General features: G+C 61.6%; 17 protein-coding genes and 1 pseudogene. 17 read left to right on the forward strand and 1 reads right to left on the reverse strand.

Annotated features, from left to right (window positions below):
• Positions 1-402 precede the first annotated feature (402 nt).
• The 9 genes from FJ222_06725 (at position 403) to FJ222_06765 (ending at position 12,174) form a co-directional block, all read left to right on the forward strand.
• Entirely contained in the window at positions 403-2,241 is a 1,839-nt protein-coding gene (locus FJ222_06725) for a hypothetical protein (protein MBM4164117.1), read from the forward strand.
• 134 nt (positions 2,242-2,375) lie between these two features.
• Positions 2,376-3,593, forward strand: a complete 1,218-nt coding sequence (locus tag FJ222_06730) for a hypothetical protein (protein ID MBM4164118.1) — start codon at positions 2,376-2,378, stop codon at positions 3,591-3,593.
• 5 nt (positions 3,594-3,598) lie between these two features.
• Positions 3,599-6,700 (forward strand): TonB-dependent receptor, encoded by a 3,102-nt coding sequence (locus tag FJ222_06735; protein ID MBM4164119.1) that lies wholly within the window; start codon positions 3,599-3,601, stop codon positions 6,698-6,700.
• Positions 6,694-7,470 (forward strand): DUF3450 domain-containing protein, encoded by a 777-nt coding sequence (locus tag FJ222_06740; GenBank protein MBM4164120.1) that lies wholly within the window; start codon positions 6,694-6,696, stop codon positions 7,468-7,470. Before FJ222_06735 ends, FJ222_06740 begins: the two co-directional genes overlap by 7 nt.
• Before the next feature lie 42 nt (positions 7,471-7,512).
• Positions 7,513-8,919, forward strand: coding sequence for a hypothetical protein (locus FJ222_06745; protein ID MBM4164121.1), 1,407 nt, complete (start codon positions 7,513-7,515; stop codon positions 8,917-8,919).
• A 49-nt stretch (positions 8,920-8,968) separates the two neighbouring features.
• Entirely contained in the window at positions 8,969-9,640 is a 672-nt protein-coding gene (locus FJ222_06750) for a MotA/TolQ/ExbB proton channel family protein (protein MBM4164122.1), read from the forward strand.
• The gene (locus FJ222_06755; GenBank protein MBM4164123.1) at positions 9,637-10,056 is read left to right on the forward strand and encodes a biopolymer transporter ExbD; all 420 of its coding nucleotides are present in this window, start codon (positions 9,637-9,639) and stop codon (positions 10,054-10,056) included. Before FJ222_06750 ends, FJ222_06755 begins: the two co-directional genes overlap by 4 nt.
• A complete protein-coding gene (locus FJ222_06760; GenBank protein MBM4164124.1) occupies positions 10,053-10,739 on the forward strand; it encodes an energy transducer TonB in 687 nt (228 codons plus the stop codon). The genes FJ222_06755 and FJ222_06760 overlap by 4 nt, the downstream gene beginning before the upstream one ends.
• A gap of 76 nt (positions 10,740-10,815) precedes the next feature.
• Positions 10,816-12,174 (forward strand): tetratricopeptide repeat protein, encoded by a 1,359-nt coding sequence (locus tag FJ222_06765; protein ID MBM4164125.1) that lies wholly within the window; start codon positions 10,816-10,818, stop codon positions 12,172-12,174.
• Between the two features lie 123 nt (positions 12,175-12,297).
• Here FJ222_06765 and FJ222_06770 read toward each other — a convergent pair whose 3' ends face one another.
• The gene (locus FJ222_06770; protein ID MBM4164126.1) at positions 12,298-14,757 is read right to left on the reverse strand and encodes a glycosyltransferase; all 2,460 of its coding nucleotides are present in this window, start codon (positions 14,755-14,757) and stop codon (positions 12,298-12,300) included.
• Between the two features lie 249 nt (positions 14,758-15,006).
• Here FJ222_06770 and FJ222_06775 point away from each other — a divergent pair, with 249 nt between their 5' ends.
• From FJ222_06775 to FJ222_06810, 8 genes and pseudogenes are all read left to right on the forward strand, one after another.
• On the forward strand, positions 15,007-17,973 hold the full coding sequence (locus tag FJ222_06775; GenBank protein ID MBM4164127.1) for a hypothetical protein: 2,967 nt from the start codon (positions 15,007-15,009) through the stop codon (positions 17,971-17,973).
• 57 nt (positions 17,974-18,030) lie between these two features.
• Entirely contained in the window at positions 18,031-18,357 is a 327-nt protein-coding gene (locus FJ222_06780) for a hypothetical protein (GenBank protein ID MBM4164128.1), read from the forward strand.
• Between the two features lie 2 nt (positions 18,358-18,359).
• A complete protein-coding gene (locus FJ222_06785; protein ID MBM4164129.1) occupies positions 18,360-19,310 on the forward strand; it encodes an FAD-dependent oxidoreductase in 951 nt (316 codons plus the stop codon).
• Between the two features lie 15 nt (positions 19,311-19,325).
• Positions 19,326-20,996, forward strand: coding sequence for an FAD-dependent oxidoreductase (locus tag FJ222_06790; protein MBM4164130.1), 1,671 nt, complete (start codon positions 19,326-19,328; stop codon positions 20,994-20,996).
• 178 nt (positions 20,997-21,174) lie between these two features.
• On the forward strand, positions 21,175-21,402 hold the full coding sequence (locus tag FJ222_06795; protein ID MBM4164131.1) for a helix-turn-helix domain-containing protein: 228 nt from the start codon (positions 21,175-21,177) through the stop codon (positions 21,400-21,402).
• A pseudogene (locus FJ222_06800) lies at positions 21,399-22,302 on the forward strand (DUF4062 domain-containing protein). Before FJ222_06795 ends, FJ222_06800 begins: the two are co-directional and overlap by 4 nt.
• On the forward strand, positions 22,302-24,008 hold the full coding sequence (locus FJ222_06805; protein MBM4164132.1) for an SAM-dependent DNA methyltransferase: 1,707 nt from the start codon (positions 22,302-22,304) through the stop codon (positions 24,006-24,008). The pseudogene FJ222_06800 and the gene FJ222_06805 overlap by 1 nt, the downstream one beginning before the upstream one ends.
• Before the next feature lie 115 nt (positions 24,009-24,123).
• Positions 24,124-25,143 (forward strand): DUF1016 domain-containing protein (locus FJ222_06810; GenBank protein MBM4164133.1); only part of this gene is annotated, 1,020 nt, incomplete at its 3' end.

Below are 25,143 nucleotides of genomic sequence, written 5' to 3' on the forward strand. Positions count from 1 at the left end.
GCGTCAGCGCATCCTGCGCCTGCGCAGCCGCACACCCCGCTGTCATAACTGCCGCTAGTATCACATGTCTCTTCATTCGATCCTCCTCTTAAGTTGCGGGTGCCCTTATGGCCCCGACCTGTTTTCATTACAGCATCTGCGTATTGGGAATCTGTGTTGCCCGTGTTAGAGTTTGATGAGCATTTCGACGCATCGTCCATGCTGATCAGTCATTCACGCACACAAAAATCTAACGTGCAACCAATATTGGTCTCATACACGTTATCGATACTGTCCCCGCAACGAACGCATCCGGTCTGACACGACCGATGGCCAGTACGTGGCACACAAACACCAGCAGCGAGCGCTCCCGATTGACACTTGGCGGGCAACACGCGGCACAAACCAACAAGGAGTAACATCATGAACGTAACAAAGAATGTGATCGCAGGGCTCGTCTCTGTGATTTCCCTGATCGGAGTCGCGCAAGCGGCGATTATCGATGTCACGCAGAGCATCGGGGCCTCGACCAAGTGGGTCTCCACCAACGAGTACATCTTGTTGAACGTCATATTCGTGACGAACGGCGCGACGCTGACGATCGAGCCCGGCACGGTCATCCGCGGGGAGACCTACGCGAACGCGGGGAATAAACCGACCGCGTTGTTCATCACGCGCGGCAGCAAGATCATGGCCAAGGGCACCAAAGACAAGCCGATCATCTTCACGGACATGGATGACAACAACTTTCCGTGGGTGGACCCCGCCGACGTGCTGAACGACTACAAGACGATCAACCCGACCGCCGGCCTGCCTGACAAGGCACAACGCTGGGGCGGGTTGGTGATCTGCGGCAAGGCCTACTGCACCGTCAACGCGGCGGCGGACGTCGGCCCCCTGGTCGAGACCGAGAAACTGGCTGAAGGCCTGGCCGATCCGGGTCAGGGCCAGACCAAGTACGGCGGCGCGGATGACGACGACTCGAGCGGCGTGATCTCCTACGTCTCGCTCCGCTACGGCGGCTACGGCTTCGCGCAGGCCTCCGAGATCAACGGCATCACCCTGTGCGGTGTCGGGCGCGGCACGCAGATCGACCACGTCGAAGTCATCGGGAATCTGGATGACGGGATCGAGTTCTTCGGCGGCACGGTCAACACCAAGAACATCGCGATCATCAACGTCGGCGACGACTCGTTCGACGTGGACCAGGGCTATCGCGGCCGCGGCCAGTTCATCTTCGTGATGCAGGGCTTCTGCGACGCCGACAGCGTGGCCGGTTCCGGAATCGCCAACCATGCCTTCGAGATGGACGGCGTCGAAAACAGCGATGACAACCGCCCCTGGGGCCTGCAGCGCTACGAAAACGTCACTGTGATCGGTAACCGCTATCGCGGCACGGGGGGCACGGGGATCAGCGGCAGTGAGACATCGAGCGAGTGTTTCCACCTGGACGACAACTGCCGCGCGCAGTTCTTCAACTGCCTGGTGATGGACGTGGACTCGATGCTCTGCGCAATCGAGAGCGACAACGCCAAGCCGGACTCCTTTGAGGGTATGTCGGCCGCTTGGAACGCCTTCCCGACGCACACGCCGGGCGCTGGCGCGCTGGCTAATAGGGGATACTACTACCAGTCGCAGTCGACCAATGCCACGCAGACGGCTTTCCGCAACTTCGTGGTTTACAACTGCAACAACGCCCATCTGATCTGCAAGACCACCAGCGCCAACGCCAAGCGTGCGGGCGGCGACGTGACCATTGAGGCGGCATGGAACTGGAACCTGACCGGCGCGCTGCCGATCCGCTACATGGAGCGTGAGTCGCTGAGCGACCCGGCTCGTCCGATGCCGACGGTTGGCAACGGCCTGCTCAACAACATCAAGACGATCGACCCTCGTCCGGTCAGCGCCTGGGCGACCTCGCCCTACACCGCTGAGGATGACGGCTTCGCGACGCCCGTACGCTACTACGGCGCCTTCGCCCCGACGGGCGACACCTGGCTGGACGGCTGGTCCGCTCTCTACACCTCCGGCATGCTCGTCAAAAACGGCGGCGCGGATCTGCTGGTGGACCAGGCGGCCTTCTCGGTCGGATTCGATGCCGAGGTCGGCATGACCTACACGTTGTTCGCCAGCAACAACAAGACGACGTGGACGCCGGTTGCAGGAGCCGAGGCGATCGTGGCCGACAAGACCAACATGACCCTCGCCGACTTCGGCGTGGTCGGCGTTCCCACCAAGTTCTACAAAGTTGTGGCTGAATAAGGCCAGACTGCTTGTACCGCGCCTAGCTGTCCTGCGCGGTACAAGGCCGGAGCCACGGACGCGTGACTCCGGCCACCTTTAACAGGTGCTCTATCATGTTTCAGGATAGCCGTTCTGCATCCAAAGGATAGCTTATGTTCTGTTCTACGCGCTTATGCCTGAGTCTCGCTGTTCTCTCGGCCCTGCTTGCGACGCTTGGCTGTGCCTCGCGTCGCGACGGGGCTTCTTCGTGCCCGCCCGCGCCTCAACCCGATAATGTGTGGTGCGAAACGGCCCGTTACATCGCGAGCACGATACCGTCTGACCTTCATGACGTTGAACGCAACCGGGCGCTTGCCGATATTGCCGCCGTGGCGCTGGACGTCGGCTCTGATGAACAGACGCAGCGCATTGCAAGCGAAATCACTGGGTGGCGGCGGGGCGACCTGCTGGCACGTCTGGCTACCCGATGTTATCAAAGCGAGCGGCTCATGGCGGGTGATCGGTTACGAACAGCGGCCGAGGAGGTGGCGCATGACCCCTCGTTAGAGACCTGGCAAGCCAGTCGTGTGAAACTTGCGCTCGAACGTGCGAAGCATGCGCGACCCGCGTCGACGGGGAGCAGCGCTGTCGATGTGAACCGACTGGAACCCGCAGATCAAGCCGCGCTGCTACCCGATCTCATGAATCTCAGCGTCGCCAGATCCAGCTTGCTTGAGACGCTGGTGAGACTGGAGGCTGTAACCAACCAGGTGCTGGATCTCGATGCGGCCGCTTCCACCGTCGACGCCTATCGAGTCGTATACCAGAAAGCATCTGCGGACGCCGTGACCGATGCGTACCGGGATCGGGTCTTTGCCGGTATGACCCGTGTCTTTAAGAGTCTCCACCCGGCACTTGCCTGCGACAAAATGGTTGAATTCGGCGAAACCGCGCTGCGGTTCGGCGATACCAACCTCGTGTTGCGGCTGTGCGGTGAAGTCGATGCGCGCCTCGGTGGCATTCGAGCCGACATGCGTCTGCCGGTGCAGATTCGCTATGCCCGATTGCTCTCACAAGCCGGTCTCTCCGAGCGGGCTCACGTCCGTCTGAATGAGGTCGGCGGCTGGTTGTCAGATCCAGCGGTATTGGCTTCTGAGCGTCCCGGTCTGCTTGCGACGCTGGGTGTTGCGTGGAACGCGTTGGGTGACACCGCGTCTGCCTCATCCCGCTGGCATGAGGCTTGTACGGCGCTAACCGACTTGAAAAACGCGCGCCCGCGAGCAGTAGCGGCGGTGCAGGTCTGCTTGGTGTTCGCGCGCGCCCAGGTATCCGATGGCGAGCTCGAACGGTCGTTGCGGGCCGTTGGCGAAGGGCTTGGTGAACCGTGGTGAGCGGGATGAGAGGAGTGGGCATGGGGACGACATTACTCAGAAAACGCGATCAGGTTTTGCGGCTCTTGGCCGTGCTGGTGTGCCTGAGTCCGTTCACAGGATGGGTTCAGGAATCTGGTACGAGCGCATTGCGCGTCCAGGTGACGGATCAGGATTGGCTGGTTCCCCTGGCTGACGTGACGGTGACGGTGATCGAAAGCGAAAAGCGGGCGGTGACGGGACCAGACGGGGGCGTTTTCTTTGAATCGATTCCCTTCGGGAACTATTCGGTTCTGATCAGCCGCTCCGGGTTCGAGCGTACGCTCATGCGCAACGTGACGGTGACGCCCGGTGCGGTTCAACAGCTAGATGTGTTTTTAACCGCCGTCTATACCGAGATGGATGAATTCGTCGTCAAAGAAATTGACATCAGCACGGGAAGCGATACCGCGTTGATCGAACTCAAGATGACCAGCGCAGCCACGATCGACGGGGTCAGCGGTGATACGATCAAACGCGCGGGCGCAAGCGATGCGGCAGGCGTACTCAAACTGGTGGCTGGCGCGACCGTGCAAGACGGCAAGTTCGCCGTTGTGCGCGGTTTACCGGATCGCTATGTGAGTTCGCAGCTCAACGGCGTGCGACTACCCTCAGCCGATGCCGACAAGCGCGCCGTGCCGCTCGACCAGTTTCCGGCATCAATGATCGAAAGCATGCAGGTGCATAAAACGTTTATGCCAGATCAGCAGGGTGATGCCAGCGGCGGCGCCGTGGATATCCGGCTCAAGCGCGTTCCGGATCGGACGGTGTTGGCGGCCAGCCTCGGCATGTCTTACAACGATCAAATGACCGGAAACAAGATACTGACCAGCAAGGAAGGCGGGGTCTCGTACTGGGGTATGGGCGACGGCGGCTTGGACAAACCCTTCCCCGTCGGAGAAGTTGGATCTGCGATGTCGATCCCCTCGCCTTCGGCTTGGCGACGCTACACAGAGGCGCAGAAGCAAGAGCGGCGCGACTCATGGTTGATGAGCGACCAACAGACGGCGGCTTTCTCCGATGATTTCGGCTCCAGTTACAAAACGGCGCAGCCCGGCACCCGCTGGAGCGCGACAGCGGGTGACAGTGTCTTGCTGGCCGAAGACGTGCGGATCGGCGCGCTGGGAACCTTTTCCTACAAGAACGACATGACCGGATATGCTAACGGCACGTACAACAACTACGTGGCGCGGCAGGTCGAAGACGGGCTCGAATTCGGACGTCCGAATTTTGCATCGAGCGCTTCCGAGTTCAGGACCGAACGCGGCCGGGAATCGGTGCTGTGGGGTGGCACTGCGATGGTGGGGATCGAGTCGCCCTGGACCGACATCGGACTCACCTACACGCGCTCGCAGGCCACCGACTACACAGTCACGCGCGCGATCGACGACAGCACCTTCGACTACGAGAGCGGCTTGGGCACGATCTGGCGTTCGCAAAGCATGCACTATTCGGAGCGCGCCACCGAAACAACCATGCTGCAAGCCGAGCACCCCTGGTTCTTCCTGCCGGAGGACATGCCGCTATTCGGCTGGCGCGATCTGACGCTGCGGCGGCCGGTATCGGACTGGTCAATGAGCCGGAATATCGCGTCACAATACGAGCCAGACCGCCGACTTTTCTCGGACGTATACAATAACGGCTATTGGTCCGGCCCGAGCGGCGGGCTTTATCCGCTGGAACGCCGCTGGCGCGACATCGAGGAGTCAGGCTGGCAGTATGCGTTCAACCAAAAGTTCCCGTTCGTGCAGTGGACTGAAAACGAGGGATATCTGAAGGCTGGCCTATTCGATGACCAAGTCGTGCGTACCTACAAGCAGGACACCTTTGTGTACAAGAGCGGTAACGAAGGCTCCAAGTACGAGGGTGGCCCTGACGATTTATGGTCTGACGAGTTCCTGACTGGATATACGAGTTTGGAGGACCCACCCAATCTGAAACGCGGCTGGTTTGTCGCGCAGGGCGACTCGGACATCGACTACCGTGGCACGCAGGACATTCAGGCGTGGTACGTGATGGGCGACCTTCCGCTGGCCTCGTTTCTTTCCATGCAGGGAGGCTTGCGGGTCGAGTCCACCGCGATCTCCGCAAAAATGAAGCCGTCGAAAGGGGCATTCGACAGCAACTTCGCCGTGTTGACAGTGCAGACTGATCAGAACGGTTCGGAGTACGTGAATAAGTTGAAAATCGAGACGGATGAGAGTCTCGCCCAGTACGCGCCTAATTTGGACCAGTCCGATAACCTTCCGGCCGTGGGAATCAAGATCACGCCGATCGAGAACCTGAATCTGCGCTTAAACTGGTCAGAGACCGTGGCGCGTCCAACATTCAAAGAACTGATGCCAGTAGAATTTAAAGAGAGCGCGGCGGCACCGACCTATTTCGGCAACCCGAGGCTTAAAATGTCCGCTGTCGAGAACTACGATGTGCGTGTAGAGTACATGCCGGCGGCCGGACAGGTCTGGTCGGCCAGTTACTTCTACAAGAAACTCACCAATCCGATCGATATGCGCGCCTACAACGGCTACGTGGAAGGCGAGGTGTTCATCACGCCGGTGAACTACCCCGAAGGACGAATCGACGGTGTCGAGTTCGAAATGCGGCAGCACATCGGCGATTGGATCGATTGGACGAAGGGCCTGACGATCAGCGCCAACGCAGCCTGCATGGAGTCTGCGGTGAATCGGCCCAAGAACGAGTACGAGAGCGTCAAGGCATACGGCGGACGTCGCACGCGCCGCATGGCGGGGCAGCCGGATCACCTGCTCGGCTTCAACCTGATGTACGACATCGAGGGGTGGGGGTCGTCGTTTAACCTCTTCTTCACCCGCCGAGGCGACATGCTGGTGTCGGGCGATAGCGTGAACGGCGACCGGTATGTGCCCATGGTCTTCGAGAACCAGATCGACACACTCGATTTCGGCTTCTCGCAAAAGCTCATGAGGCGGTGGACGCTGGGTTTCCGGGTCAAGAACATCCTCGACCCCGAAATTCAGCAGGAGTACCGACTGGAGAAGGGTGGCGAGGCGATTCGAAGCAGTTACACGATGGGTCGCGAATACAGCGTCTCACTCGCATGTGAATGGTAACAAGGAGCACTATGATTAAACCTCAATTCATTTACGCGGTTTTCATGCTTGCGGCGACCGTCGCCTGGGCGCAGGATGATCGCGAGACGGCGCGGTTGCACCTGGAAAAATGGCTGGAGACGCAGCGGCTGATCTCGCGCGAAGAACAGGATTGGCGCGTCGGCAAGGAGCTGGTCACGGAGCGGATCGAGCTGATCCGGCGCGAATCCGAGGCGCTCACAGAGAAGATTGCTCAGACGCGCCAGGAGACGGCCGAGGCGGCGACCAAGGCCGCCGAGCTGCGGGCCCAGAATGAGGCGCTCAAAGCGGGCCTCAAGCCGTTGCAGCAAGACCTCCAACACCTCGAACTGCGCACGCTGGCCATCCTCCCCTGGACCCCCGAACCGGTGCGCAATCGCGTGGCACCCCTGAGTCAACGGATACCCGCTAATCCGCTTGAGAGCAAGCTGACACTCTCCGAGCGCTATCAGAACGTGATTGGGACGCTCAACGAACTGAACAAGGCGGCCCGTGAACTGGCGGTCTCGGGCGAGGTGCGCAAACTTGCCGACGGTCGCCACGTCGAGGCGACAGTCTTCTATGTCGGCCTTTGCCAGGCCTATTACGTCAATGAGAAGAGCGGCGTGGCCGGCATCGGCAAGCTCGGCCCGCTGGGAACCTGGGCATGGGAGGAGCACAACGGCATCGCACCCACCATCGCCCAGGTGCTGGGCATCTATCGCAGCGAGAAGCCGGCCGCATTCGTGTCGCTGCCTGTCGAGGCTCACTAAGAACCGATTGCGCACAGAAATAATGACCTATCAGGAGATCGTATGAAGACGCTGTTTCGTATCGGAATGGTTTGCGGGTGCGCCGCCCTGGCGGTGGCGCAGGGGGCGGATGGGACGGGGGGCGCGGTAATCGGATCCGCCGCCGCAACCGTTATGCAAGAACGTTTGGCGGCCTACAGCCAGCGGCTGACGGAGTTGCGCCGATCCATCGCCGAAGAGAAACTGCCGCTGAACCATTCGCTCACTGCGGCGGAGCAGACGCTGAGCGAACTGCGGCGCGAGTACGATGCCGTCAAACGGCAGGCCGACAGCGGCACGCTCGAGTCGGCGACACTGCGCAACGAGATCAAACAGCGCGAAGCCGAGCGCAATTACCTCTCCAGCCTGATCAACGAGTATGCGCGCAATTTCGAGACACGTCTGCACGTCAGCGAACTCGAACAGTACCGCGACGCGCTCGATCTGGTGAAAAGCACGCAGGAGCGGTTGTTTGACGACCCGGGCGGGGCGTTCAACGACCAACTGTGCTTGCTCTTGATGAGCCTGGCGCGGCTGGAGGAGATGTCAGGCGGCCTGACCTTCAAGGGGCGGGCGGCCGGCGAGGATGGACTGGTCAAGCACGGCAAGTTCCTGCTCTTCGGTCCGCTGGCCTACTTTGTTTCGGACGACGGCGCCCTCATCGGCGTGGCCAACCAGCGCGTCGGCTCGCTGATCCCCGTCGTAGAGACCTATTCAGACCCGGCCCATACCGCCCAGGCCAAACAGGTGGTGGTCGAAGGGATGGGGGCGCTCCCGTTCGACGCGTCGCTCGGCAATGCGCGCAAGATCGAGCAGACACAGGAGACGCTGAAAGAGCACTTTCTGAAAGGCGGACCGGTCATGTGGCCGATGCTTGCCCTCTTCTGCTGCGCGCTGCTCGTCGCCGTGCTGAAATGGCTGGGTCTGGTCACCGTGCCCATGCCGCGCGCCAAACAGCTCGCCGCGTTCCTCGATGCGGCCCAATCGAACAACCAGGCGCTCTGCAAATCGCTTGCAGAGAAGATTCGCGGGCCGGCCGGAAAGATGTTGCGGGCGGGCTGCGAGGTCCTGGACCAGCCGAAAGAGCTGATCGAAGAGGCGATGTTCGAGAAGATGCTGGAGGCGAAGTTCCGACTGAACCGGTGGCTCCCCTTCATCGCCGTTACGGCCGCGTGTGCCCCGCTGCTGGGGCTGCTGGGAACCGTCACCGGCATTATCAGCACCTTCAAGCTGATGACTGTGTTCGGCTCCGGCGACGTCAAAGTGCTCTCGTCAGGCATCTCCGAGGCCCTGATCACTACCGAGTTCGGACTCTATATCGCCATCCCAGCGGTGATGGTGCACGCATTCCTCTCGCGCAAGGCCAAAGGGCTGGGAGACCGGATGGAGCAGATCGCCATTCGCTTCATGGGTGAAATCGGCAAGGTGTGAGCGGGGAACTGGAAACGGAAACGGGCCACTGGCCAGTGGGACGGGGATCATGACAGCGTGGCTTGATCATATTCCAATGATTCTAAGACCTTGGGTGGAGCAAGCGTTGCCGGTGTGGATCGGTGGCGGCTGGGCCATGATTCCGTTGGCTGTGATCGGCTTGATCATGTACGGTCTCGGCCTGAGCGCAACCACTGAACTCGTCCTGCTGGGGGCGCGGGCGGCGCCGAACCGGGCCTGGCGGCGCTGGCTTCTGCAGCCTGAGCACCCGCGGGGGCCGATCGGGCGGATCATCGCGGACGCCATGTCGTGTACGACACTGCATGAAATCGAAACCTTCTTCAGCCTGCTCGCCAGCGAAGCGATCAGCCCCTTTTCGCGCCGCCTGCAGATCATGAAGGTCTGCGTGGCGACCGCGCCGCTGCTCGGCCTGCTCGGGACGGTTACGGGCATGCTGACCACCTTCGGTGGCCTGGCCACGGGCGGGGGCGGCGACCAGACCATGGGCATCATCTCCACCGGCATCTCGGAGGCGCTGATCACCACCGAAACCGGTCTGGTCGTCGCGCTCACAGGTCTCTTCCTGCAGTTCTTCCTGACGCGCCAGTTTCAGCGCTACGAAAAAGTGGTCGCACATGTGGAGACCTTGTGCATGCGTGAATTTCAAAGCCGGGCCGGCCGCGCAGCCGTGTCTGGACAACCGGTATCGGAGGTTCCATGAGCAGGTTCAGAAGTTTTGGCAATGACGAGGGCGAGTCGGCCGGCATTGACATGTCCCCCCTGATTGACTGCGTGTTCATCCTGCTGATCTTCTTCATAGTGACCACCACGTTTGTCGACGAGACGGGCGTGGAGGTCGACAAACCGCAGGCCGCATCTTCCGTGAATCTGGAGAAAAACAGCGTCTTGCTGGCGATCACGGCCAAGGGCGAGGTGGTCTATGGCGGACAGGAGATCGGCCTTGGCGGGGTGCAGATGATCGTCAAGCGGATGCTGGAGAAAGAGGAACTGCCGGTCATCATCCAGGCCGATCAGAGCGTTCCGTCCGGCCTGCTGGTGAAGGTGATTGACGAGGCGAAATTGGGCGGCGCACTGAAAGTGAGCCTGGCAACAAGCCGGGAGACAACGGGGACATGAGATTCGGACAGAGACATCGGCGGGGCAGCGGCCCGTTGGGCCGACTGCTCGTCTCGGGCGGTGCCCTTCTACTCGGCGCGGCCCTCACCGTGGCGATTTTTCTCATTCTGCCCGTTCTTGAGAATATCGGACGGGCTGAGGAACGGACAGATCTCAATCTGACCTCCGTGGATGCCGTGGAGCCGCCTCCGCCGCCCCCAACCGTGGAAGAGGAGAAGCCCGAGCCGCCTCCTGAAGAGCCGCCACCGCCCGAACTGACCGAAGCGGCACCGCCGCTCGATCTGTCCCAGTTGGAACTGGCGTTGAATCCCGGTATGGGCGATGGCCTGGGCGGCGATTTTGCGGTCAAACTCTCACCGATGGGCGCGGATGGCGCAGGCATGCAGGCGGCTGAAGACATTTTCTCGCTGGCTGATCTTGACCAGGCGCCCCGAGCGATCTTTCAGCCCCCGCCGGGCTATCCGCCTGAAATGAAGAAGAAGCGACTGCAAGGAACGGTGCATATCGTGTTCATCGTCGATAAGGACGGCCGGGTGAAAGACCCCAAAGTGCAGAAATCGGATAACCCGGCATTCGATGCCTCCGCGCTGGGCGCTATCAAACGCTGGCGGTTCGAACCGGGCAAGGTCGGGGGCCAGTCTGTGCAATTCCGCATGCGGGTGCCCATCACGTTTGCGCTTTAAAAGAGGGTTCAGGGTTTTGAGTCTTGTTTGCCCGTGCGAAAAAGAACAGCGGGCGGAAAACAGAAAGGGATAACGGATGAGACTGTCACTTTTAGTCATAATGAGTGCGGTGTGCGGCATGGCTTCGGCGGACGAATGGATCGAGCAGCCCGCAACGTTCTGGAGAGAACCGGCATTTCAGAAGGCGTTCATGGGGTCGTACGGAATGCGCAGCGAAATCGAGCCGCGCGTCACCGTAGTCGAGAAGGAGGTCATGGAGAAGGTCATGAAGCTGATGGCCGAGGATGACGGTGCCTCCAAGGCCATCGCCCTCCTCGAAAAGAGCTGCACGCCCGCTGCGAGCGCCGTGTTTGACTTCACCCTCGCAAACCTCCACTTTCAGGAGGACCGCCTGACTAACGCGGCGACGGGGTATCAGGCCGCCATCACCAAGTTTCCATCCTTCCAGCGGGCCCATAAGAACCTGGCCTTGATCTGCGTCCGCCAGGCGGAGTATGAGGCTGCGGTCGAGCCGCTGACCAAGAGCATCGAACTCGGCGCGAACGACGGGCTTACCTACGGGCTTCTCGGCTATGCCTACGCGTCACTCGATCAGTTTGTCTCTGCCGAAAGCGCCTACCGGCTCGCACTCATGCTCCAGCCAAAGACCAAGGATTGGAAGCTCGGGCTGTGTCGCGTGCTGTTCAAGCAGCAGAATTTCGGCGAGGCGATCACCCTGTGCGATGAACTGCTGCGCCAGGAGCCTGACAAAGCCGACTATCTGCTCCTTCAGGCCAACGCCTACCTCGGCCTGAAACAGCCCTTGCGGGCCGCCGAGATCTATGAACTGCTGGATCTCTCGGAACAGACACCCGTGCCCGCACTGCACACCCTGGGCGACATCTACGTGAATGAAGAGTACCTCGATCAGGCGGGCGATGCCTATCTGCGCGCGCTGGCCCGTGACCCCAAACCGGACATTGGGCGGCACCTCCGCAATGTCGAAATCCTGGTCAGCCGCTCGGCCCCCGAAGCGGCTCACCGTCTGCTCCAGGCGGTGAGCACCCGCGCCGGAAAAGACGTGGACCCCGAGCCGCGCAAGCGCATGCTCAAACTGGAGGCCCGCCTCGCCGCACTCAAGAATGAAGCCGGCGAAGAACAGGCACGTATCCTCGAAGAGATTGTCCGTCTGGACCCCTTGGACGGCGACGCGCTGATTCTACTGGGGCAATACCACGCGACGACGAATATGCAGCAGGCCATCTTCTACTTCGAGCGGGCCGCTGGCATCGAGAAGTCTGAGGCCGACGCGCGGTTGCGTCACGCGCAGGTGCTGGTGCGTAACGGCAAGTACCAGGAGGCGCTGCCGCTCTTGAAGCGCGCCCACGAATTGAAGCCGCGTGAGGATGTGCAGCGCTACATTGAGCAAGTCGAACGCGCCGCCCGCTTGCGCTAGCGCCTGACCGGCCGACACGGCCAACCTAAGACACGGTGATGAAACACACGAAGAAGAACCTTCTCTTTCGTGTGTTTCGTGGGTTTCACCGTTACGCTCGGTTGAGGTGTCGCGGGAGTGACTTCAGTTCGATAACACCATTGCGAGCCGTTCCGGGGCGTTTTTTCTGTTATTCTCGAGATCACGCGCGCCGGCCGCTCGTTGCCGACCGTGTTCCGTTGCAGGCGCGATCATCTCTTCCACCAACGCCTCCCAGGAATAGAGCGAACTCGACGTTTCCCGGATTTCGGCCCGCCAACGGCCAAAATCTTCGGGATGCACCGTGCGCGATTCGATGATGCGCATGGCACTCCGAACCCACAGCTCGGCATCATCGGCTGGCAACACATAGCCTGTCTTCCCATGCCGAATAATTTCCTGTGGACCGCCGACATCGGTCACCAGCGCCGGCAACCCAAAGGCCTGGGCCTCAAGAACCGCCATGCCAAAGGTGTCGCTGGTGCTGGGAAACAGGAATAGGTCGGCGCTGGCGTAACAGGCTTTGAGCAACTCGCGATCAAGTCGTCCGGTAAACGTCACCCCCGCGTCGGAGCCATACTGCTCGCGCAGGGCTGCCAGATCGGGGCCATCGCCCGCAATGACCAACCTGAACGCGATGCGACGCCCCTTCAACTCGCTGCAGACGTAGAACAGCAGCTCCAGGTTCTTCTCACGGCCGACACGTCCCGCATACAACAGGACAGGCGGCCCACCGGCTGGAAACCACAACCGCTGAGCCTCGGTGAGCGCCGCATCCGCCACCGTGCTGAAGCCGCGGTCCAAGCCGCGGCGGAGCATCCGCATCTGCGCGCGGGGGTAGCCACGCTCCGCCAGTTTGTCGATATAGGCCTGAGTGGGGACGCGTATCTCATCCATTCGCGCATAGAACCAGCGCAGATAGGCATCAACCATCCCCGCGACCCCCAGATCATCGGTAATCAGTTCCGCCTGCTTGGTGAAGTCGGTGTGATAGACCCCGACGCAAGGGATGCCGAGAAGCCGCCCGGCCAGCAAGCCGACCAGCCCGACCGGGCCCGGAGTCGAGACAATGATCTTGGAAGGATTGCACGCCGCCACAATGTCGATCGCCCGCAGCAGGGACGGGATGCGCACCGTGTGGGCGTCGTAGAACTGGGGCGTGAAGGAGCAGACGCACGGCAGGTTGATCAGTCCGGCCGGTCTGAGCGCCTGTTCTTCGTCCGTCAGACACCCCACCACGCCCAGCGGGCGGTTCATCCGCGCGGCGCAAGCCGCGACTTCACGCAGCGTGACGGAGACGCCGTTCAGATCCGAGACGGTGTCAGAGAACCACAGCGTTCGGACGGAACAACCCGCTCCTGCAAGCTTAAACCGATCCACCAGTTCCGCATGGATCGTGCGGTTCTGGTTGAGCATGCGCAACGTGCTGAAAAACGGCGCAGAGAAAACAGCGGCCGGGATAACGGTGGCGATTTGCTGGAACAGGTCGGGTGCCTCACCCCCTGAGAGGCCCCGCTGAACAGACTGCACCAGTTCGCGTATGCATGCGTCGACCAACGTCGCCAAGGCGTCATACGCCTGCTCCACCTGCCAGTCGGCCCCGCGTGTCGGGCCCACCTTGGCAACCTCCATCAAGCGCTTGAGAAATTGCGCCATCATCTGATCGCGCGCGGATCGGCGAAAACCAAGCCGTTTGATAGCCATCCGCTCTCGCAGCGCCGGACCTTCGCTCTGAAACAGAATGGACGAGAGCATCCCCGGCAGGCCACGCACGCCACCCTTGACCTGCGTGTATTCGCTGGCAATCTTGTAAACGGCGTAGGCCAATGCCTTGTGGTCCCCCAGGCGCCCTCCTGCCAACGTGCGCCGACCGCGAATGGCATCCAGCAGCGACTCGACCGAATCGGCTTCCGCCAAGGTGTAGGTCTCTCCCAAGAACAACCCCGCATGGTCGTCCGAGCCTCCGGTAAGCCCTTTACGCCACGGCTCTTCCCCCCACGGATCGAGCCCATGCTTGGCAACGAGCGTGCTGATGGTCTCGGGTGTCAGGCTGCGCAGAACCTCAGTCCACAGCCGGTTTCCCGACTCCCCGCGCGTGCCGTTTGCCGACTCGAAGGTGTTGAACAGGAGGATCAGCTTTTCGAGATGCTCCACGGTCAGCCGTCCGTTGACGTCGAACGTCCCATGCGCGACCGAACAGGCGATTCTCTCCAGCCTCAGATAGTCCCGCAAGTTGTAGATGTTCTCCCGCGCCTTTTGGATCGCCTCAAACTGCGCTGCGGTGATCCCATAGCATAGGATGTGGATTTTGCACCCGTCCTCGGGAAAATAGGCGGTCGCCTCCGTGCTGACAAAGCAATCCTTGGGGTGAAGCGCCGCCAGCTCAAGCGCGCCGTCAATGGTGTTGTGGTCGGTCAGCGTGATAAAGGCGCAGCCGCGTGCTTTACACGCGCGGTAGACAGCTTCGACGTCCGTGTAAGATTCCTGTGCGCCCAAGCGCTGAAGCACCCACTCGCCGGGATGCTTGGAGTGTCGCGAATGCAGATGCAGATCGGCCCGAATCATAGCGATTCCCCTTTCCCGAGTTCCGCAGTTTCATCAGCCGACCCTGTGCCGGCTTTTTGCGGTCTGGTCTCTATTTCCACACTCAATTATGCACCCCACACATGAGGCTGGTGTCAGGTCCGTGTGAGATTATCATGATGGTCGGAACTCGATTGATGGAAAAGATTTTCACCCAGGCTGGATACTATTTGCTACAATTGACCCGTGCCAGATGTATTTCCCTGTCTTTTTCTATATAAAGGCGTTTCCATGCGCAAGATGATCAGCGCGCTGATGGTGGTTATGGGTGCGGCGGCCTTACGGGCGGAGAGCCCGGCGGCGGCTCTTGGTGACGGCTGGCTTCAAGAGGCATCGGCGCTGGTGCTGACGCCGAAGTCCGACCGGGTCGGTCCGGTGGGCGTGTCGCGGCAGGAGGGGAAGGTCGAGTCCGCTGAGGCAATGTTGGCGGAGGATGGGCGGAGCGGTCGCCTGATCTATGAGAAAGGCGACGTGAAGCCGGTGGTGGTGCTGGATTTCGGGAAGCAGAGTGTGGGCGGTTATGCGGTGTTCACGGTGACCGCGAAAAACGGGGTGCCGGTTGTCCGGCTCTCCTATGCGTGTCATCCGGATGGAATGGGCGAGAAGGGCGATTTTACGCGGGAGACGAGTGCGCGTTACCTGGGGGCGGCGGTGGACCTGCCGGTGCTTCCTGCAAATATCAATCGCCATGAAGTGTATTCGATCCCGCGAACGGGTGCTTTTATTGCGCCGCTGCTCCAGGGGCAGACGCGGTATGTGCGGGTGCAGGTGGACAGCCCGGATACAACGGTGGATATCGATTCCGTTGTGCTGGTAAACAGCGGTGTGTATGACCGCTCGCCGCATGACGGCTATTTCCTTTGCAGTAACGAGGCGCTGAACCGGCTCTGGACGATCAGCATCTGGACGATGCAGATTGCGTCGTTTCCGAATCATGATGCCTGGAAGACCGTCGATGGCTGGCTGCTGCCGCGCAAGCTGGAGCAGGGTAAAGATATCGGATTGAGCGTGGCCGGCACAGGGTGGGGCGATGTGACGGTTGAAACCTGTTTCGAGTTGCGAACCAATCCGCACCACGTTTCGGCGGCGGGCGTCGCGTTCCGTGCGCAGGATGCGGATAATGCCTATATGGTTGAGTTTGCGTTGAATGGGGTTTTTCGGCTGATCCTGCGAAAGGGCGGCGTGGACACGGTGTTGAGCGAGCGCAAGCTCGCCGGGCCGCTGACGGACGGAGTCCGGTATAACCTGAAGATCGAGGCGAGAAAGAATCTGATGACCACGCGGCTGGATGGCGTGGTGGTTGATGAGACGCGCGACGAGACGTTCCTGACAGGGCGGGTGGGTTTTTACACGCCCAAAGAGAAGTGGCCGCTGTTTGATTCTATCGGCGTTAAGGACGGCAGTGGGCAGACGCTGCTTGCGGATGATTTTGCGGGCGACCTGTCGAAGTGGCAGTTTGCCAGGACACTGTCGTTTGTGGCGGACGGCGCGAAACGGGACCGGCTGGTCTGGTCTGGTGACCTCTATTTTGCGCAGCGGAATGCGTACTACGCGTTTGCGCAGCCGACGTACATGCGGGATTCGTTGAAAATGCTGGCGTTTAATCAGACGCCAGAAGGCTATGTGCACGCATGTCCTTATCCGGAGCGAGACGTTCCGCCGGTTTCGGGCGAGTATGGACCGTTTCCATCGGACGAATTTGCCGCTTGGCTGGTGCCGGTCGCCTGGGACCATCTGCTCTACACGGACGACGTGGCCACGTTGAAGGAGATTTATCCGGCGTTGAAACGCCTGCTCGGTTATCTGGGCAGCAAGATCGGGGCTGACGGGTTGTTTATCCAGGATCGCGCCACCTCAAAGCATGCCGGAAATTTGGAGCTTGGCGATGTGCGCAAGCGCGCCTACATGAACATTCTGCTGTGGGGCGTTTTCTCGGATGCCGGCAAGATTGCGGAGCGGCTGGGTTATCAGGACGATGCGGCGGCGGCGCGGGAGAAGGCTGAGGCGGTCAAACGCGCGTTGTTTGAGCATCTGTGGGACGAGCAGCGGGGTTTGTTTTGCGAGGCGGTTGAGAAGCGTGGTTCGGGTGCGGAGGCCAACGCGCTGGCGCTTTCCATGGGAGTGTTGTCACAGGCCCAGGCGGCGCGCGTGTCCAGGAGTATCGGGCGTATCGCGCATGGCAAGTTTCAGGGACTGGCAAGTCGCGGCCTCTTGACGTACGGGTACGGGCAACAGGGCGTGAAGGCGATCTATAAGCACAACTGGATGAAACTGCTGGAGCCGAGTTGGGAGGGGACGACTACAACCACGGAGTGCATGAAGATGGGCACGCGCGGGTGGCATGATGAATCGCATCCGGATACGGCGATTGCTTACCATTTCAGCGCGTACATCTTGGGCGTCGTGCCGCTGGAGCCGGGGTTCCGTCGTTTCCAGGTGCGGCCCTTGCCGGTTCAGGAGGTCAGTTGGGCCCGGGGGCGGGTGCCGACGCCGCACGGCGTTATTGAGGCAGGCTGGGAAAAGAAGGAGACAGGGTTACGGCTGCGGCTGACCGTTCCCGATGGCACCGAGGCGGATGTGGTGTTGCCGGGTGGTGAGTCGGCCCTGGTTAACGGTAAGCCCGGCAAGCTGACCGGACTGGGCAAAGGCGCTTACGAAATTGAGGTGAGCGGCATTTTGGCAGCCCCGAAAGCAGAGCCGGTGCGGATCACCCAGGAGGCAAGAAAGAGTCAAATCCAGGTTACGGCATCCTCTTCGCATGAACAAGGCGGCTGGGGCGTGGCGAAACTGGTGGCACCAGAATCGGATAAGGGCAGTAAGGGCTACAGTTCGGGAGCGCATGAGGGGGCTGTGGGGCAGGAGTGGGTTGTGCTCGATCTCGGCGAGGAGGCCACGCTCGAAGGGATTGTGCTGCTTCCACGCAGCGATTCAGCGGCAAAGGATGGCGGAGTGGCCGGCTTTCCGCGCGACTTTTCCGTCCAGATCGGAACAGAGCTGGATGAATATGCGACGGTGGCGGCGTTTACCAATTGTCCGGCACCGGACGCAAAGGGGCTTCCGATTGACCTGTATACCGTGATCGGTTACCCGAAAGTGCGGCGCGTGAAGATCCATGTGACGCGTTTTGGGGAACCGGCCGCGGATGATAATGGGGTTTACCGACTGCAACTGGAACGGGTGAAACTGGTGCGACAGTAATCCGTTCTTGTCAGGCAATCCTTGTTTTCAGATTACAGAATAACAAAAGATCATGCGATGCGCGATTTTCTGATAGTGGCGGGGATTAGTGCGTGCGGACTGGCCTGTGTGGCGTCCGTGGTCGAGGCTCCGCGTGAAATGACGGTGCTGCAAGAGGTGGACGTGCTCGTGCTCGGCGGCGGCAGCGGGGCGGTGCAGGCGGCGCAGAAAGCGGCGGCCTCCGGGGCGTCGGTGTTTCTGGCGGCGCCGGCCCGTATCTGGGCGACGATATCGCGGGCACGCTGCGTCTGCTACGGGCGGAGGATGCGGAGCCGGAGACAGCGCTGTGCAGGGCGCTTTATGGGTCCGGAACGCAGCAGGCTCTCCGCGAGGTCAATCCGCTGAAGGTGAAGAAGACCTTTGACGCGGCGCTGTTGCAGGCGGGCGTGCCGTTTCTGACAGGGTGTTTCGCGACGGAGCCGCTCCTCGACGCGGACGGCAACGTCGCGGGCGCGGTGGTGGCGAACAAGAGCGGGCGGCAAGCGGTGGTGGCCAAGGTCGTGATTGACGCCACCGAGCGCGCGGAGGTCTGCCGTATGGCTGGCGCGCAGGCACGGCCTTTCCCGGCAGGCACGTACACCTTCAGCCGCATGGTGATCGCAGGCGAGGCGCCCAAGGCCGACGGCATGACGGTCACGGAGCTCTCCCGCCGGAGCGGTGCGCCGGGCAAAGATAAAGAAAAAAAAGAGGGCCGTCTCTTTGCGTGCGAGATCGCGCTCCCCATGACGGATGACTCGCCCGCGTCGTTGGCGGCGATCGAACAAAAGGCCCGTGACCTGACCTTTGTTCCGAGCGTGCTGGACAGCGCGGACCGCTTGTTTTTCGTGCCTCCGAATCCGCTTGTGGGCGAGAAGACGGTGACGGATACGGCGACGAATGCGGCCACGATGGACCTGGGCGCGTTCCGGCCCAAAGGTCTCCCGCACGTCTTCGTGCTCGGCGCCATGGCCGACGTGCCGCGTTCCGTGGCGCGGGCGCTGCTGGAGCCCGCCCGGGCGATGACCGTGGGCGAACGCATCGGAGCGGCGGCGGCGGAAGAGGCCAAGGCGCGCGGGGCGCTCACGGGCGTGCGTCTGGCGGCGAACGTCACGGCGCGGCCGGCGGAGGGCGTGCGGGCGCAGGACATTCCGGGGACAATCAGTGTCAGCTACATCGCCACATCATCGGCGACGGTGCCAACCGAGGCGCGCGAGCTGCCGGAACTGGCGTCGTGCGACGTGCTGGTGATCGGCGCGGGCACCGGCGGCTCACCCGCGGCGATCGCGGCAGGCCGGCAGGGCGTAAAGGTGATCGTGTGAGAATACCTGTATCACATGGGTGGCGTGCAGACCGTGGGGCTGATCGGCTCCTACTACTATGGCAACATCTGCGGCTTCACCCAAGAGATCGACGCGGGTGTGGCGAAGATGGCCAAGGTCAAGGTGATGGGCAAGTCCGAGTGGTACCGCCGCCAGTGCCGGATGAACGGCGTGGACATCTGGTACGGAACGCTGGCCACCGGCGCGGTGCGCGAAGGCGACACGCTGACTGGCGTGATCGTGGTGACACCGGACGGGCGGCGCGGGGTGATCCGCGCCAAGGCGGTGATTGACGGAACCGGCAACGCGGACATCGCGGCGGCGGCTGGCGAAGAGACCGAGTACCTGCGGGACGACGAGATCGCCATTCAGGGCGCGGGCAACGCGCCGCGCCGGCTGGGCGACAGCAACGCGAACTCGGACATCGGGTTCGTGGATGAAACCGATGCGGCGGACCTCTCTTTCTTCGCGTTGCGCTCGCGCGTGTCGCTGCCCGAGACCCTGTGGGATCAGGCCCAGAACGTCAACAGCCGCGAGCGGCGCAGGCTGGTGGGCGCGTTCTACATCACACCCACCGACGTGGTCAACCGCCGCACCCATGCGGATACGGTGATGCAATCGCACAGCGATTTGGATTCGCACGGCTACACGGTGCACGAGAACTTCCTGATCGCCGACTTCGGCCGGAAAAAGTTCTTCGCCGCGAATTTCCCTTACCGCGCGATGCTTCCGAAGCGGCTGGACGGGCTGCTGGTGATCGGGCTGGGCGTGAGCGCGCACCGCGATGCCATGCCCGTGCTACGCATGCAGGCCGATATCCAGAACGCAGGCTACGCCGCAGGCTATGCGGCGGCCATGGCCGTGAAGAACCAGGTGCCGCTGCGCGCCATTGACGTCAAGGCTCTACAAAAACACCTCGTCGAGATCAAGAACCTCGACCCCTCGGTGCTGACCGCGCAAGATTCTTATCCGCTTCCAGATGCGCAGATCCGGAAGGCTGTGGAAGGGATCGCCGACCTGACCAACCACTACGAGGCGGTGGCCGTGGTTTTGGCCGAGCCGCAGCGGGCGATGCCGCTGCTGGAGGCTGCTTATCGCCAAGCGACGGCGGAGACGGCCAAGCTGTCCTACGCGCTGGTTCTCGGCATCATGGGCAATCCGCTGGGAGGCGAGACGCTGATCGCCAAGGTCGCGGCATCCGAGTGGGACGCGGGGTGGCAATTCAAAGGGATGAGTCAGTTCGGGCGTAGTGTCAGTTGGGTGGACCTCTACCTCCTGGCTCTCGGGCGGAGCCGGGTGCAGGAGGCGTTCACTGCGATGAAAGCGAAGGCCGAGGCGTTGACCGAGGCGTCCGCCTTCTCGCATTTCCGGGCCGTGGCCATGGCGTTCGAGAAGCTGGGTGACCCGGCTGCCGCGCGGGTATTGGCTGCGGTTTTGGACAAGCCCGGCATCCGCGGGAACGCCTTCACGATCGGTCCGACTATTCCTGAGATTCCGGGGCACGCCGATAAGGCCTCGGATGTGGAACGGGCCAAATGCCTGCGCGAGATCGCGGTGGCGCGCGCGCTGGTGCGCCTGGGGGATTGGGAGGGGAAGGGCAAGGCCGTCCTGCAGGCGTACGCGGATGACCCGCGCGGCGTCTACGCGCGACACGCGAAGGCAGTGTTGGCGGAGAAGAGACCGTAAAGGCGCCAACCCGCTCCGGCACCGTAGTCGGCTATGTGCCCTCCCCCATTCATCTTGCCAACACCCGCCAACAACGGCTAATATATGCGCAGTTTTCACGAGATTGCGCCGAATACTAACCATCGCCAGTCTGGGCGATGGGTGCGGGGTACTCAGGCGTGCGGCGCTGGAGACATACATGGCAGAACCATCTGACAAGATAATGACCATCGAAGCGTTGGCGGAGTACCTCAAGATCTCCCGATCAACGCTGTACAAGCTCCTCCAGGACGGAAGACTTCCGGGCCAGAAGGTGGGCAAGCGTTGGCGATTCCACCAGGATGCCATTGACGAGTGGGTCAAGAGCGGCACAAACGCCGTCACGTCCCACAAATCCGGCGGAAACGCCTCTGGGGATCGTGCATGAAGCAGTCGATTTTCATCAGCAGTGTGCAGAAGGAACTGGCCGAAGAACGCCGGGCGCTGAAGAGCTACATACTCGGCGACGCTCTCTTGGGCCGGTTCTTCGATGTGTTCCTATTCGAGGACATGCCCGCTGTTGATCGTCGCGCTGACAAGGTCTATCTGGATCAGGTGGATCGGTGCGTGGATCAGGCGCTGGGATTCGTCATGTCGAAGATCGCGGCATCGGTCGGCACCCGCGCGGAGAGCTCGCAGGCTCCCGTGACCTACGAGTTCCCCCGCGCGGCCGTTGCCGAGGCTATCGTCAATGCCGTCGCGCACCGCGACTATGCGTCCAACGCCTCCGTTCAGGTCATGCTCTTTGCCGACCGGTTGGAAGTCTGGACCCCCGGCGAGTTGCCGCCGTCGCTCACACCCGCGTCGCTACGGCTTCCCCATGCCTCGATTCCACGAAATCCGCTTCTCGCCGAGCCACTCTTCCTCACGCGGCACATCGAGAAAGCGGGAACCGGCATCCTCGACATGATCGGTCTTTGCAAAGCGGCCAAGCTGCGGCCGCCTGAGTTCCGGCAGGAACGCGGCCAGTTCATACAGACCCTCTGGCGGCCGACATCTGTCGTGGGGGGGCCAGTCGGGGCCCAGTCAAAGGGCCCAGAAGGCACCAAGTCGGCACTAAGTCGGCGCCAAGTCGAAATCCTGCGCAAGTGCCTATCCGACAGCACGTTGGTCGAACTCATGACCCTTGCCGGACGCTCTGACCGCACCAAGTTCCGGCACCAAGTTCTGGCCCCCCCTGATGGGATCTGGTTTGATTGAACTGACCATCCCTGACAAACCCACCAGCCGACTGCAGAAATACCGGCTGACCGACAGGGGCCGGAACTGCATTGAGGAGAATGCGTAATGGCGAAAGCACCTACATCCACAAGCGCAAACCTGGGGTTCGAGGACAAGCTCTGGGCGGCGGCAGACAAGCTGCGTGGCAACATGGACGCATCCGAGTACAAGCACGTCGTTCTTGGCCTCGTATTTCTCAAGTACATCTCTGACGCGTTCATGGAGAAATACGACCTCCTTGGCCAGGAGACCGCCAATCCGAAGAGCGAGTACTACGTGAAGGAAGCATCAGCGCGGTACGGCGTGGCCGAAGATCGTGACGAGTACCTGGCCGACAACATCTTCTGGGTGCCGCCGGAAGCACGCTGGCCCTATCTCCAGAAGAATGCGAAGCGTCCCGAGATCGGCACACTGGTGGACGACGCCCTGGCCGCCATCGAACGCGACAACAAGGTGCTCAAGGGCGTGCTCCCCAAGGACTACGCCCGCCCGGCGCTCGACAAGGCCCGCCTTGGGGAGATCATCGACCTGATCGCGACCATTGGCCTGGGTGACAAGCAGGCCCGCGAGCGGGACGTTCTGGGCCGGGTGTATGAGTACTTCCTGGGAAAGTTCGCTGCCGCCGAAGGAAAGCTCGGCGGACAGTTCTACACCCCGCAGTGCGTGGTCAAGTTGCTGGTCGAAATGCTCGAACCCTACAAGGGCCGCGTTCTCGACCCCTGCTGCGGTTCCGGCGGCATGTTCGTTCAGGCCGCCAAATTCGTTCAGTCGCACGCCTCCAGCAACGGCAACGGCAAGAAAGCCAAAGTCAGTCCCGCTGTCCGGCGTGAGATCTCGATTTACGGTCAGGAATCCAACAACACCACATGGCGGCTGGCGCTGATGAATCTGGCGATCCGGGGCATCGACGGGAAGATCGAATGGGGCGACAGTTTCCTCAACGACAAGCACAAGGACCTGAAGGCCGACTACATCCTGGCCAATCCCCCGTTCAACATGGAGGACTGGGGCTACTCGAAGGTGAAGAACGATGTCCGCTGGCGACGCTTCGACCAGCCCTCCGGCAACGCCCAGTTCTCCCTGCCGCCCGGCGGCGAACGCAAACGCAAGGACGGCTCGACGTTCGCGGTGGACGGCGGCAACGCCAACTATGCCTGGATTCTCCATTTTCTCCACCACCTCGCACCGCACGGCACTGCTGGCTTTGTGCTGGCCAATGGCTCGCTCACCAGCAACACCTCTGGCGAAGGCGACATCCGAAAGGCCATTATCGAGGCCGACATGGTGGACTGCATCATCGCTTTGCCCGGTCAACTCTTCTACACCACGCCGATCCCTGCCTGCCTCTGGTTTCTCACCCGGAACAAGGGGTCAGACAAGGATCATGGATTTCGCGCCCGGCATGGCGAGACACTCTTCATTGATGCCCGCAAGCTCGGTGAACTGACCGACCGCGTCCATCGTGAACTCACAGACGATGAAGTCGTGGAAATTGCCCGCACCTACCACGCCTGGCGTGGCGAACAAAACGCGGGAAAGTACGAAGACAAGGCTGGATACTCCAAGAGCGCCACGCTCAAGGAAATTGAAGCGCACGGTCACGTCCTCACACCTGGCCGCTATGTCGGCGCGGAAGAGATAGAGGACGATGGCGTTCCGTTCGAAGAGAAGATGGCCGAGCTTTCAGGGGAGCTATACGAGCAGATGGCCGAAGGCGTGGCACTCGATGCCGCCATCCGCAAGAATCTGGAGGCGCTGGGCTATGGCGAGTAAGAAGAATGCCGCGCTCACGACGAGGACCGCAACCGGCGAAGTCGTGCCGGCCCGTGCCGGCCGCGGGCGCACACGCGAAGGCGCTTCTTTCCCTGTGCCACCGGCACATGTGGGTATGCCGCCGGACTACGCTGCAACGCTCGCCGAGATCAAGTCGCGCATACGCACCGAGCGCGTACGCGTGGCCATGGCCGCCAATGCGGCCATGGTGCTGATGTACTGGGAGATCGGCAAAATCATTCTGGCCCGCCAGGCGAGTGAGGGCTGGGGGGCGAAGGTGATTGACCGGATCTCCGCCGACCTGCGGGAAGAATTCCCGGACATGCAGGGACTGTCCCCGCGCAATCTCAAGTACATGCGGAAATTCGCCGACGCCTGGCCTGACCGGGCAATTGTGCAAGGGTCCCTTGCACAATTGCCCTGGTGGCAGAACATCGCTCTTTTGGAGAAGCTTGGCGATGCGCCAACCCGACAGTGGTATGCCCGTCAAACCATCGCCAACGGCTGGTCCCAGCCAGTCCTTTGCCTTCAGATCGAGAACCAAGCTCATCTCCGCCAGGGCAAGGCCGTCAACAACTTCGCCCTCACCCTGCCGCCCGCCGATTCCGACATGGCCGCGCAGGTATTCAAAGACCCCTATCTCTTCGACTTCATCGGCACCGCCGATCCCCGCCGCGAGCGCGAGGTCGAGCAGGCGCTGGTGGACCATGTGCAGAAGTTCCTGCTCGAGATCGGTGCCGGGTTCGCCTTCGTTGGGCGGCAGGTGCATCTGGAGTTCTCCAGTAAGGACTACTATCTCGACCTGCTCTTCTACCATCTCAAACTCCGCTGCTATGTGGTGGTGGAATTGAAGGCCGTGCCGTTCGAGCCGGAATTCGTCGGCAAACTGAACATGTACATGGGCGCGGTGGACGACCTGCTGCGTCATGCCGACGACAAGCCGACCATCGGCCTGCTGCTCTGCAAGGGCAAAGACCGGATCATCGCCGAATACGCCCTGAGCGGCTTCACGCGCCCCATCGGCGTGGCCGACTGGAAGAAGCAACTCACCGAAGCCCTACCCGCCGACCTCAAAGGCAGCCTCCCCACCGTCGAGGAGATCGAGGCCGAACTGAGCGAGGTGGCTAAACAGGCG

The organism is Lentisphaerota bacterium, from assembly GCA_016873675.1.
GTDB lineage: Bacteria > Verrucomicrobiota > Kiritimatiellia > RFP12 > JAAYNR01 > VGWG01.